The sequence below is a fragment of the Occallatibacter sp. genome (assembly GCF_035317045.1).
In the GTDB taxonomy this organism is placed as follows: domain Bacteria; phylum Acidobacteriota; class Terriglobia; order Terriglobales; family Acidobacteriaceae; genus Telmatobacter.
Map to the genome: position 1 here is coordinate 1 of NZ_DATHHT010000044.1, position 12882 is coordinate 12882.

The 12882-nt window shown below is 59.4% G+C and carries 8 protein-coding genes; 4 read left to right on the forward strand and 4 right to left on the reverse strand.

All coding sequences use genetic code 11. The features are described 5' to 3' along the window. Positions 1 to 592 (forward strand): winged helix-turn-helix domain-containing protein (locus tag VK574_RS21790; RefSeq protein WP_472801993.1); only part of this gene is annotated, 592 nt, incomplete at its 5' end. Between the two features lie 10 nt (positions 593 to 602). After that, entirely contained in the window at positions 603 to 1709 is a 1107-nt protein-coding gene (locus tag VK574_RS21795; RefSeq protein WP_472801994.1) for a tetratricopeptide repeat protein, read from the forward strand. A gap of 78 nt (positions 1710 to 1787) precedes the next feature. Here VK574_RS21795 and pgeF read toward each other — a convergent pair whose 3' ends face one another. The 4 genes from pgeF to VK574_RS21815 form a co-directional block, all read right to left on the reverse strand. Beyond that, positions 1788 to 2696, reverse strand: coding sequence for a peptidoglycan editing factor PgeF (gene pgeF / locus VK574_RS21800; protein WP_472801995.1), 909 nt, complete (start codon positions 2694 to 2696; stop codon positions 1788 to 1790). Positions 2697 to 3242: 546 nt separating this feature from the next. Then, a complete protein-coding gene (locus VK574_RS21805; protein ID WP_472801996.1) occupies positions 3243 to 4544 on the reverse strand; it encodes an FG-GAP repeat domain-containing protein in 1302 nt (433 codons plus the stop codon). Between the two features lie 450 nt (positions 4545 to 4994). Beyond that, positions 4995 to 5480, reverse strand: a complete 486-nt coding sequence (locus VK574_RS21810) for an MmcQ/YjbR family DNA-binding protein (RefSeq protein WP_472801997.1) — start codon at positions 5478 to 5480, stop codon at positions 4995 to 4997. Positions 5481 to 6033: 553 nt separating this feature from the next. Then, positions 6034 to 8040 carry a M3 family metallopeptidase gene (locus VK574_RS21815; protein WP_472801998.1) on the reverse strand — a complete coding sequence of 669 codons (2007 nt, stop codon included), beginning with the start codon at positions 8038 to 8040 and terminating at the stop codon, positions 6034 to 6036. Between the two features lie 447 nt (positions 8041 to 8487). On the opposite strand from VK574_RS21815, the gene VK574_RS21820 reads away from it, so the two are divergent. Together VK574_RS21820 and aroE are read left to right on the forward strand one after the other, a co-directional pair. Continuing rightward, a complete protein-coding gene (locus tag VK574_RS21820; protein WP_472802066.1) occupies positions 8488 to 10911 on the forward strand; it encodes an ABC transporter permease in 2424 nt (807 codons plus the stop codon). A 403-nt stretch (positions 10912 to 11314) separates the two neighbouring features. Next, on the forward strand, positions 11315 to 12874 hold the full coding sequence (aroE, locus tag VK574_RS21825) for a shikimate dehydrogenase (RefSeq protein ID WP_472801999.1): 1560 nt from the start codon (positions 11315 to 11317) through the stop codon (positions 12872 to 12874). Positions 12875 to 12882 lie beyond the last annotated feature (8 nt).

The following is a 12882-nucleotide window of genomic DNA, read 5'->3' on the forward strand; positions in this document are numbered from 1 at the left end:
AAAGGAAGAACTGCTGAATGCGGTGTGGGGCGACGCCGTCGTTACCGATAGCTCGCTGACGCGCACCATTGCGCAACTTCGCCGTCTGCTTGGCGATGAAATCCGCAACCCGCGTTATATCGAAACCGTGGCCACGGTCGGATACCGCTGGATGTGCAAAATCGAAGTCGCCATGGAACCCTCCAAGGATGACGACAAGCTTGCTCCCGATCCAATCGTGCCTGTTGCCGAAGAGAAGAACGAATCGAAGGGCCTCCAGTCTTCGAGGTGGGCGATTCCCAGCGCTGTCGTTCTTGCGATTCTCATCCTGGCGGGCATATGGATCGTCGGACATCGCAAAGGGACGGTCAGTTCCATTCGGTCTCTCGCCGTCATACCCCTCGACAACCTCTCCGGCGATCCACGCCAGGAATACTTCGCCGACGGCATGAGCGACGAACTCATCGCAATGCTCGCCAAGGACTCCACCCTGCGCATCACCTCGCGCACTTCCGTCATGCAGTTTAAAGGCGCTCATCGCCCGCTTCAGGAAATCGCCCGCGCACTCAACGTTGACGCCATTCTCGAGGGCATCAATCTCGCGCTCCGATAAACAAGTGCATATGACCCTGCAACTCATCCGTGCCGACACGGACGCTCACCTCTGGGCCGAAACCTACGACCGCGACCCTAACGACATAGCTTCTTTGCCTGATGATGCTGCCAAAGTCATTGCCGTTCGCTTGAATAGCTCGCCGCCGCCGCACGCCGTCCGCTACATCAATCCGCAAGCGCACGACGACTATTTGCGAGGCCACTATGATTGGGTCATCGGACGGAATGAGGATGCGCGTAAGCATTTCGAGCGCGCCGTCCAGATTCAGCCTGACTATGCACTTGGCTGGACCGGGCTTGACGAATATTACGCAATCGAGGCAATAACCGGTGAAGTCAATCCGCTTCAGGCACTGCCGCAGGCGGAAGCCGCGGCCCGGAAAGCGGTCGAACTCGACGACAGTCTCGCACGAGCTCATGCCGACTTCGGAGCCGTGATCTTTTTCAACCGAGGCGATGGCGTGCAGGCACTCAGGGAATTCACCCGGGCGACAGAATTGGATCCTCAGGATAGCGAGTCACTCCACCTGCAAGCCAAGATTCTCTGCGCTCTAGGCCGCTATGACGAAGCTATCGCTGTGCAGAAACAATCGACGGCGATCAATCCTTTCGAGCATCCCGGGGCGATGGCGGAAGTCTACGTGTGCACCCGACAGTTCGACGCCGCGATCCGTGATGGTGAGATGCGCTTGAAAGATTTTCCTGCCGCTCCCGATATTCTCCAGTTCCTCGCTACGAGCTATCACTGGAAAGGCAGGGACAAGGACGCTGTTGAGATGCTTACCCGCGAGCTTGCTGCTGAACACGATCTTCCTTTGGCCAATGCCGTGCGTCACGCGTATGACACCGACGGATACGCTGCTGTTATCCGCTGTCGCCTGGCAGCATTGGAGAAGAAAGCCAAGTCCGGGAGAGTTTCTACATTCGATCTCGCGGAATTGCATGGCATGCTTGGCGAACAGGACAAGACGTTGGCCCTGCTGGAACAGGGAGCACGTGAAAGAGATCCCCAATTGCGGATCTGGATTCAAGCGGATCCGGCATTCGACTCTCTCCACGCCAACTCTCGCTATCGCTCCGTCATCCAGACCATGGACCTTCCGCCTTCATACTGAAGAGATCAAAGCTCCCGGCAGTTCACGAACCTAAAACTGATTCCCCCGGAGCGCCGAGGAGACTTTTCAAAATGCCCCTCACCCGCGTATCCCGATCACGCTCATCATGCGCCCGGCATGGCCCTGCGATGCGCGATGAGAGAAGAACAAATCTGTATGGCAACTGGTGCATCCGCCCGTCACGCTAATCGCTGAGGCCTTCACTCCCGCATCGAGGAGTTGCCTGCGATTCGCCTCAATCAGATTAAGATGCAGCGCGGGCTCGATCGGCGAGTGCCCCGGCGCCCGTTGCGTAAGAAACAGCATCGGATACTTCTTGCGCACCGGATCGGAATCGAAAGCCTCCCGAAAAAGCTCCCGCCCATAGCTGAATTGCGATTCAAACTCAGAGACCACCTCTTCGCCGACCGCATAGCAACACTGCCCCACACCGGGACCGATCGCTGCGATCAGATCTCCCGGCCGCGATCCAAATTCCATTCGCATCCGCCCCACGCCCAGTTCCACAATCCGCTTCACCGTTCCCCGCCAGCCCGCATGGAAACCTGCCACCACTCGGCGCTTGCGGTCCGCCACCAGAACTGGAATGCAGTCGGCCGTCTGGATCGCGATTAAAAATCCCGGCTCGGCGGAGATCGCACCATCCGCCTTCCGTGGCCGCCCCCGCTCGGCGTCCGCTGCGCTCGCAACAATTACCAAATTCGAGTGAAATTGCCGCAGCGCGACAATCGGCGTAGCGGCATCGCCCGTAACAGCCTCCGCGAGCAGCCGGCGATTCTGCGCAACGGCTTCGCGGTCATCGGCGTCGGTAAAGCCCAGATTCATTTCACCGGGAGCATCCTCACCGCAATAAACCCTGCTCCTGCCGCCCCGCCGCGTACTGAACCCATGCCAAAGCCACTTGCTCACAGCTTTCCGCTCGCCCCACGCGGCAACCTGCAGCAACCCCACTCCGTTGCGCGCCAACGTTAAAGTCGGTGCTGCCACAGCCAGTTCCTGCTTCGTAGCAGCATCCTGCCGCAATGCGCGCAGCCGCGTCGTGACCCCCGGCGGAGATTTGCGCCGGTTTCGTATCAGCCCCGCATTTCGGAGCAGGTCGTCAATAGGCTGCAGGTTTTGTTCGGGTTTTACGCTTGGAGAAGGAAAAGACCGCTTCACAGGTCGATTGTAGCTGGACGCCAATCTGTCCGGTGAAGAGCAGATGGGCCCACCTTCCGGTGAGCCCGCTCGAGAGGCATTTTGTATGGAGGGAGGTCCTGAAGGGGTCGTGAGAAGGGGTCTAATTTCAGACCCTCAAAAGGAGTAGTTACCTTTCTTGGAAGGGCCAAATTCGGGGAAGCCTCTGCTAATTACTAAGTCAGATGCGCCAAGTGCCGAAACGTTGCCCTCCGGGCAAAGAATTATTCGGCGCACTCATTTATCTGTGGAAATCCCCTCCGAAAAGCCGGGCTTACCTCATCGATTCCCTTTTTTTGCCCCAAATTCAGTGCAACCCCACGCCACTCTTGCCGCAAACCCTTAATATCCGTAAATTTACTGGCTTGGACCCTTCGGCGCTTCTTCCTCCTGCTTTACTACCGGACCCTCATCCGGGAATGGCCATTTCGTGTCCAGCAACAGTTCCTTCTCGCGTTGCGCCTTCGGAACCTTGTCCACTTTCAGGTTTTCGATGAAGTGCACCCCCGTCTTGCCGGCCACGACGATATCAATGTCGCCGTCCTTATCCATGTCCTCGGTCACAAACTGCGTCCCCGTCCCAGCCGTCCCGTTCACGCTGATGGGATAGCGGTTGAATACCCCCGTCTTCCTGTCGATCTTGTAGTAGTAGATAACCAGCGGATCGTATGAGCCGGGATCTTCGCCATTGTGTCCGCGATATCGCTTCCCCGCCAGCAGTTCAGGCTCGCCATCGCCGTCGATATCCACCAGCTTCAGCGCGTGCACCTGCGAGAAAGACTCATCGATCGCCCGGCGCACCCAGTGCCGGTTGTCCCCGTCGCCGATCTGCTCGAGCCAATAGAGTCCGTAGCTGTGCCCCTGCCCGTAGATCACGTCCATCTTGCCATCGTTGTTCACGTCATAGCCGATGATCGGAAATCCCGCATCCCCCAGCTGCCAGTCAGGATGCCACTCCCAGTCATTCTTGCTGGCGTCGACCTGCTTGAGCCACCCATTCGGCGTAAGAATATCGGCCAGTCCGTCGCCGTCGATGTCGGCCACGCCCACCCCGTGCCCATCCTGCTCAGCGGTGCCAGCATGATGCACCTTCGGCTCAGGACCCGCAAAGTCAATCCAGATAATGCCCGAGTGGTTGTAATGCGCAAAAACCAGGTCCGGAACTCCATCGCCATTCACATCGGCCATCACACCGCCCTCGGTGTCATAGCTGTCGGTGATCAAGTGTTTCTTCCACATCACGCCGGGCTGCTTCGGGTTCTCGTACCACCAGATACCGTTGGTCTGCCAACCCGCCGTCACCACATCCGGCGCGCCGTCGTGATTCACATCGATCGTCCACTCGCCGCTGTCGGCAACAAACTCACCTACCGTCCCTGCCTCGCGATACTGGTGCCGTTTCCACTCGCCGCCGTTCGCGCCGGGATTCTCATACCAGTACGCGCCGCTCAGAACATCCAGATAACCATCGCCATTCATGTCCAGCGTGGTCACGCCTTCCGCGTGATCAGTTCCAAGACGATGTGCCAGAAACGTAACCTGCGGCAACGCACCCGGCCCGGCGCCCGGCGCAGTCTTCCGTTCGGATTGCGGCGAAGCCGGTGCGATGAGAGAAACAAGCACAACCCCGAGAATCGCAAAACGCACGCTGAGTGTCATGGCACAGACCTTTCGACTGCGTGAACACGGCTCCCTGCTGCCTTGAAGAAAAGGAATGTATCTCGTTCGCCATTCTCAATCGCGAAGGGGTAACTGCGCAAGCCGACCATGTGCGAAGCGCACGCCGGGACAGGGTGTATCTACATTGTCGACAGAGTAGAAAGCAGTCGCAGCAGAGTCTCGCGTGCAAGAAATGGAGTTTCGCGCAGCTGCCTCCACCGGCGTTTCCGACCGCGAGAAATGAAACGCACTGGAGGCGCACTGTTAAGAGATGAAGCGAGCCGGAAGCGAACTGTCCATGAAACGCGTTCGAGGCCCGCGTTTCGCGCGGCGGAGGCGCATTGCGAGAGATGAAGCGCGCCGGAAGCGCATTGTTCGCTGGCCCCGCGCTTCAGCGTGGGGGGAAAATCGGATCCTCCGAAGACCGCACGTCCCGTAGGGACGGTGCCTTCAGTCGATCAGCCCGTAGCGCTTCTTCACGCTCTCCAGCATCTCGGGAGTCGTAAGCCGCGCGCGCATCTCTGCTTTCCGCCGTTTATCCAGCAGGATGATCTCCGGCGTCTTGGTGCTCGCGGCGCTGCGCCTTCGGGCAGCATTCAGCGCACCAAGGCGCGCATTCTGATTCTTTTCGATGCGCAGCTTCCAGGCGGAACGCAACGCACCCCTCAGAATGTCTTCGCTCACCAAGGCAAGACGCACGTGGGTCGCACCATTGCGCCCCCACGTGCCGGAAACCGGAAGAAACACGTCCGGCTGGTCGGCAATAAAGGCCGCCTGCTGCTCGAGATTCAACATCAGATTGCCGAAGCCCTGTCTTTCGGATGCCAGGGTTGCAAAGATCCTTCCGCCGACGCGAAAATCCGCCGCCCCCATGTGCGAGCCTTCCTCGGTTCCCTCGAGCATGAGAGCGATACGACGAAAATCTGATGCAGTCACAGTAGGTACTCCTCTAAAAATCTCTTGGGGCGCTCGATTGCGGGGATTCTCAAAAGCAGTATCGATCCTGCGACCCTGCGACGCCGCGTGATGCGATTTCCCAGCCTCGACTTCCGTGCTCCAGAACTGCTTGCATAAATAGGCTTTGAAAGTGCACAGCTATCCGTGGTCCCCGCAGACGGCGGGTACCCTCTGGGTATGTCCATGGGGCGGCTTAAGTCATCCCGCAAAAGACCAATAAAGCTGCGGGCTCTTAGCCCCTGACGGATGTCCTTCTTGTTTGCGAACGAGAATTATGCGATCAGTTCCACACACAGAACGACATTGCCTTGCCGTTCAGCCTTCTTTCGGCATACGGGATTAGATGCTTGAGTCTCACATTGAGAAGCCCGGCAGTAATCAAATTCAAACGCTTTGGTAAGAGACTTACCGCACAGGCACGCGCAAACGCGGTTCGCGGCGATTTTAGAGAGCCGCAAACGGCCAGAAAGCCAGCCCGTCAACGGCCCGCTCAAAGTCATCGCTCAGCGAAATCACCAACTGGCCCCGATCCCTAGTCCCTGGTCCCTAATCCCTGCACTTCAAACTCTTCATTCAGCCACTGCGAAAACGCCGCAAACTCCTCATCGCGCCCCAGAAAATCGCGCACCATCGCGCGCCCCGGCTTCGACCCTCCCTGCTCCAGCACCAGCTTGCGATAACGCGCTCCCGCATCGCAGCCCAGCGGATCGGCCGGATCGAACTGCGCGAAGAAATCCAGCGCAATCACCTTGTCGAAGGCATACGTGTAGTAGTTCGACGAGTAGCCCGTCAGGTGCCCGAAGCTTGCATACATGCGATTGCCCTCAAGCCACGTCCACGGCACCAGCGACGTGTACAGCCGCTTCGTGATCTCGTCGAAATCAATCTGCGCCGGATCCTGATCGTGCAGATCGAGCGAGAGCGTCGTGTAATACAGCTGCGTGCGTGTCCAGTCGGCGCGGCCAAACGCTCCCGCCGTTTTCATCTTGCGAATGATCTCCGCCGGAAGCACCTCGCCCGTCTCGTAGTGCTTCGCAAAACTCTGCAGCAATTTTTCATCGCGGAAAAACTCCTCCAGCATCTGCGAAGGCACTTCGATGAAATCGCCTTCGGTCGCGAATCCCGAAACCCCCGCCCACTCCGTCTGCCCTCCAAGAATCGCGTGCATCAAATGACCAAACTCGTGGAAAAAAGTCACCACATCGCTGTACTGCAGAAGTCCCGGATCATCCGCCGTTCCCCCGGGGAAATTACAAATCAGCGCCGCCTCCGGCATGTACCGTCCCCGCACGCCCGTCACCACCGGCGCCGCGGAAAACCACTTGTCCTTCCCTTCGCGCGGATGCATGTCGAGATAGAAACGCCCGACCTGAATTCCCTCTTCAAACACATCGAAGACACTCACCGCCTTATCCCACGCAGTCGCCGACGACTTGCGAAACTCAATCTTGAACAGCTTCGCCGCCGTCTCCAGCACGCCCGCCTCGACCTTCTCGTACGGGAAATACGGCCGCACCGACTGAGAATCGAAATCAAACGCCGACCGACGGTACTGCTCGTACCAGTAGCCCCGGCTCGTGATGTCGATGGCCTTCAACCCCGGCTGCCTGCTCCGCACAAATTGCATCACCTGCTCATGCTCGCGAACTGCACCCTCCCGGCTCGCCTCCTCCAGCTTCGCCAGAAACGTCCGCACATTCGCCGCCGAACCCATCATCTGATCCGCAGTCGCCAGGTCGGCCCAACTGCGAAACCCGAGCACCGAAGCGATCTCCTGCCGCGTCGACAGCAGGTCGAGCAAGATCTGCTTGTTTTCCGGGTACGCGCGCGTGTTGTACGCCACAAACATCCGTTCCCGCAATCCGGCATTTGATGCAAAGCTCATCACCGGCTGCATGTCCGGCTGATCGGTTGTCAGTGTGATCTGTCCGCCCGCATCCGGCTGATGCCGCCCCAGGTAATCCGGTGGCAGCCCATCCAGTTCCGCCTGCGTCGCCATGATGGTCTTCGCACCGTCTTGAATGTTGCGGCTGAAATCCAGCGAATGCCGTGTCGCCTTCTCGTGGAGCGCCTGCAGGCGGTCGCGCGTCTCCTTGTCCTTGTCCACGCCAGCCAGCCGATAACCTAACAAGGTCCGCTCGACATAGTGGCGCGTAGCGGCGCTCGCGCCGGTCATGTCCATCGCAGCCAGAGCATCGTAAACGCCCCGATTCAGGCTCAGTGCGCTCCCCGTCATCGCCACGCGTTGCGCTTCCATCTGCGCCTGGTCGCGTACCGCCCTGTCCGCAGCCACTGAATTCAACACGCCAGCCTGCGCACCCGCCAGCGCAAGGTGCTCGATGGCCGCATCATAGAGCCGCAGCGTGTTCTCAAGGTTGCGCTCACCTTCAACAGCCAGCAGTGCGGCCAGCGCCGCCTCATGCGCCGCAAGCCGTGCGCTCACCCACGCCGCAAGCGCCTCCGGAGACGACGCTCCGCCTGCATCCCAGGAATGAACATCATTAGTGACTTGAGCGGCAGCGACAGTTTCAACCGGCATAGGGTGAACAATCCTCCAGTTCCTAGGTTGCCACATCCGCCCAAGATCTTTCTTGGTCGGCACAATCATTCCCAATCTCCCCGATCCACCACTCTCATTCCGAATCGACCCCAACAACACCGTCATTCCGAGTCTTCAACTCATCACCACTGTCATTCCGAGCGACCAACGTGAGTCGAGGAACCTGCAGTTGCTCTTTCACGGCGCAACCTCAACGCGAATGAAGGGCATTGCCGATGTACGACCCGGCCAGCCAACCTGGATAAGCTGGAGCCTACGTTGAACTTTTCCCCTGCCGCTCGCGTCTGTTCAGAAATGGACATTCCGATACGTCGGACGCGCATCGGTTTAAAAACCTTCGCGCTCAATCCATTTGACTTCCAGCAACATCCGATTTGGCAACCGGAATGCTTCCTTTGCTGTTGATGCCCTCGGGAGGTCTTCGTGATGCGCTCTCTCGGTCAAAATCTTCGCTTCGCTCTGCGCCAACTCGCCCGCAACCCCGGTTTCACGGTGACAGTCGTCATCACGCTGGCCCTCTCCATCGGCGCCAACACCGCAATCTTTTCCGTCGTGAACGCGCTGATGTTGAAGAGCCTTCCCTACCCGCAGCCCGACCGCATTGGAACCCTCTTTCAGCACGAACAAGGCCCTTACGCCTCCGACGATTTGCGCTGGATCGACGGCACCCAATGGGAGCACCTCCGCGACAACGTGCCCTCGCTCATCTCCGCCGTCTCCTCTGCGCTGGCCGCGGGAGCGAACCTCGAAGCCGACCACCGCATCGATTACGTCCACGACGGCCGCGTCTCTGCGCACTACTTTGATGTCCTCGGCATTCGCCCTGCTCTCGGTCGCACCTTCAGCGAAGAAGAAGACCGCCCCAGCGGACCCAAAGCCGCCATCCTGAGCTACAACCTCTGGCGCAATACCTTCGGCGCCGATCCCAACCTCGTCGGCCAGGTCATCCATCTGAAGGGCGAGCCGTATGCCGTAATCGGAATCCTGCCCCAGGGCCAGGTCACGCCGCTGAATGCCGATCTCTATACCTCACTGCAGCCCAGCCCCACCGGCGAAGGCAACGGCACCAACTACGAAGCCATATTCCGTCTGAGAGACGGCGCCACCTGGCAGCAGGCAGATGCCGAGATGAACCGCGCCTGGGCTTATCGCATATCGCAGATCGAAAGCAAAAATCCTGGAACCAAAATCCTCTATTACACCGTCCCCCTGCAGCGTGGAATGACCGCCGCGTTGCGGCCGCGTGCTGTCGCTCTCATGCTTTCCGCGGGATTCATCCTGCTGATCGCCTGCGGCAATCTCGCCGGACTCACGCTCGTCCGTATGTCGCGGCGCCTTCCTGAAATCGCAACCCGCTTGGCGCTCGGCGCCAGCCGCTGGCAGATTCAGAAGCAGCTCTGGCTCGAAAATCTCCTGCTCGCCTGCCTCGGAGGCGCTGCCGGCATCGGCGTGGGATTCGCCGCATTGCGTGGCCTGCTTTCCCTGTTGCCCAAAGGCTTTCTCCCCATCGCCAGCGTTCCCCTCGATGGTCCGGTGCTCGCGTTCACCATGGCGGTATCGCTTCTCACCAGCGTCCTCTTCGGCATGCTGCCGGCATTCGCCACCAGCCGTATCGACCTCCGCTCCTCTCTCGCCAATCGCATCTCCTCCTCTGTTCAGTCCCTCCGCATTCGCCAGATCCTTATTGCCGGCGAGGTCGCACTGACCGTTATGCTCCTCGCCGGATCCGGCCTGCTCATCCGATCGCTGATCCATCTGCAGACGCTGCCTCCCGGTTTCAATCCCAACGGCGTCATGACCGCCAAGGCCTCCCTCGACGACGCCCGCTACCATGACCCGGTCGCGTTTCGCCGCCTCATGAGCGACAGCATCTCCGCCATGCAGCGCATTCCCGGCGTCCAATCGGCCGCAGTGGGATTGACGCTGCCCTACGAACGCACGCTTAACGATGGAGTCGTCCTCCACGATGGTCCGCAAACCGGCAAGTCCGTCGGCACCGATGCTGTATATATCACTCCACGCTTTTTCGACGTGCTCCAGATGCCGATCATCCGCGGGCGCGCCTTCACCACTGCAGATTTGCCGAACACGCAACCGGTGGTGATCATCAACTCCACCTTCGCGCAAAAGTTCTTCCCGGGTCTCAATCCGGTTGGCTTCGTCATCGGCAAGAACGCTCTGATCGTAGGCGTCGTCTCTGACACCCAGCTCTCCTCTGGCCTGAATGCCACCGCCCCCATCCAGAGCGAAGAAACCATATACGTTCCCGCCACTCAGGTTGCTGCGCCGATGCTCGGCGTTCATGTCTGGTTCCAGCCGAGCTGGGTGGTCCGCACTGCAGGACCAGTGGAAGGATTGACCGGGCAAATGCAAAAGGCACTGGCCAACGTCGATCCGGCGCTTCCCTTCTCCGGCTTCTATCGTATGAGCGATCTTCAGGCCGAGGCTCTTTCCGAGCAGCGCGTCGAAGTTGCCCTGCTCGGCACTATGGCGGGTCTCGCTCTTCTGCTCAGTGCCGTGGGCATCTTCGCGCTTGTGGCCAGCCTGGTAACGCAGCGGACCCGCGAGATCGGCATCCGCATCGCGCTCGGCTCGACCATCCGCCAGGCAATAACGCACGTCTCGTCCTCCGGAGTTCGCGCTGCGGGCGTCGGCCTTGTGCTTGGCCTGGTCCTCTGCTTCCTCGTGTTGCGAACGATGCGCAGCGTCCTCTACGGCGTAGGCGTCTTCGACGCGCCCAGCCTCTTCGCAGTCGTCGTAACTCTGGCAGCTGTAACCCTTATGGCAGCAACCATCCCGGCCCTCCGCATCGCCCGAATCGACCCGGCGACCACGCTTCGCGAAGAGTAGGAGAACTGGTCCCTGCAAAACTCGGCCCGCGACACCAAATGGTGGCAAGTCCTGAATCGCAGCACCGCTAGCTAACTGGCTCAAAACAAAGGACGAATGTTCGCCCATTTTTTGCAGGTAATTTCGCCGATTAGACTAGCCTGAATCTAATGCAGAGGACCTCGACTGCTTTATCCAGTTACCAGGCCCGCCGCAGTTCCACAGATCTCTCTTCGTATAAACTACACAGGCAGAGGACTTTGCGGCGATTCACGTCGCTGTGAGCCTCTGAAATTGCCGAACTTATCGAGAGAGTATGGGTGGGGGACCCAGCACCATAGCCACGCGAGAAAGTTACGAAAGGGCCTATCTTGCTGTTGCATACGAAACCCAAAGCCATCTAAGATGCGTCAATTGAACGAGAATGCCGCAAGCCCTCGCCATTCCGCCACCCCCACCCCTTCCTCCGGCAGCTCAGCGTCTGAGAGTCGGGAAACTGTGCGTTGCCATTCAGGGCACCTCGCCGGCGGAATTGTTTGACCGGGCCGAGTCGGCTGTTAAGAACTTCAAGTTCCTCGAGCTGAGACTCGATTCCCTGTCGAAGCCCGCCAATGCCTTCTCTTACCTGAAGCAATTCTTAGGCGAACACAAAGACGCCACAGTCATCGCCACCTGCCGTCGCAAGTCGCATGGCGGAGGATTCGACGGGCCGCTCACCGCTCAGCTCGAAATCCTGACCAAGGCGGCCCAGACGGGATGCCAGATCATCGATCTGGAAGTTGAATCCGCCGAAGAAGCCAAGACAGCCCAGCTAACCAAACTGCGAGCGGCTGGCGCGGCTCTGCTGATCAGCTTTCACGACTTTAGCCGTACGAAGGGCCTGGATCAGGCAGCCGACCGCATTGAAGCCTTCAAGCCCGATTTCGTGAAAGTGGTGTCAACTGCGCGCACCCTCGCCGACAATCTTGCGGTCCTGCGAGTCATCGAAGATCACTCCCTTGCCTCCCACTTCGTGGGCATCGCGATGGGCGAAGAGGGACTTGTAAGCCGCGTACTTGGCCCGCGCGCAGGCGCAGCCTTTACGTTTGCGTCTTATTCTGAAGACACCGAGACAGCGCCTGGACAGGCGACAGCGGAGACCCTCCGCGACGTCTACCGGCTCGAGCATCTCGACCAGGCGACCCGCGTCTTTGGCGTCGCTGGAAACCCTATCGCCCATTCTCTCTCGCCTCTGCTGCACAACGCAGCCTTTCGCCGCGAAATCGTGAATGCCGTACTCCTTCCATTGAAGGCAAAGTCGGTGCAGGACCTGCTAGCCCTCGCGCTGGAACTGCCGCTGGCCGGCTGCGCCATCACCATGCCGCTGAAAACTGAGGTCTTGCCGCACCTGGCGAACATGGACCCGCTCACCGCGCGCATCGGTGCCTGCAATACCCTGCGCATGGGCGCGGATGGAAAACTCTATGGATTCAACACCGACGTAGCCGGAGTCATCCGGCCCCTGGAGCGCCGCCTCAGGCTGAAAGGCGCTCGCGTTGCGGTCCTCGGAGCAGGTGGCGCTGCGCGTGCGGCTGTCTTCGGCCTCGTCGAGCAGGGCGCGGAGGTTCTGGTCGTCAATCGCACTCACGAACACGCCGTGACTTTGGCGCGCCAGGCGAAGGCAAAATCTCTCAAACACGAGTTGCTGGCTAAACAGCGCTTCGATGTCATCATCAACGCCACACCCTGTGGCATGCCGGGGACAAAACAGGTGCTTCCCATCGCTGAAAACGAGCTGAATGCAGGCCTCGTTTTTGACATGATCTATAACCCGCTTGAAACGCCGCTTTTGAAGCTGGCGAAATCGCGCGGCATCCCGGTCATCAGCGGAATCGAAATGTTCGTACAGCAAGGTGCGCGTCAGTTCGAGATTTGGACAGGCAAACCCGCTCCCGAATCGGAGATGTTCCGCGTTGTCGAACATGAACTCCGCAAGCGCGGCTGAACCACCGT

Excerpts from the sequence above, each read along its gene's own strand:
- VK574_RS21815 (WP_472801998.1), bottom strand. The coding sequence starts at position 8,040 with ATGCCGGTTGAAACTGTCGCTGCCGCTCAAGTCACTAATGATGTTCAT.
- VK574_RS21805 (WP_472801996.1), bottom strand. The coding sequence starts at position 4,544 with ATGACACTCAGCGTGCGTTTTGCGATTCTCGGGGTTGTGCTTGTTTCT.
- VK574_RS21820 (WP_472802066.1), top strand. The coding sequence starts at position 8,488 with ATGCGCTCTCTCGGTCAAAATCTTCGCTTCGCTCTGCGCCAACTCGCC.
- VK574_RS21795 (WP_472801994.1), top strand. The coding sequence starts at position 603 with ATGACCCTGCAACTCATCCGTGCCGACACGGACGCTCACCTCTGGGCC.
- aroE (WP_472801999.1), top strand. The coding sequence starts at position 11,315 with ATGCCGCAAGCCCTCGCCATTCCGCCACCCCCACCCCTTCCTCCGGCA.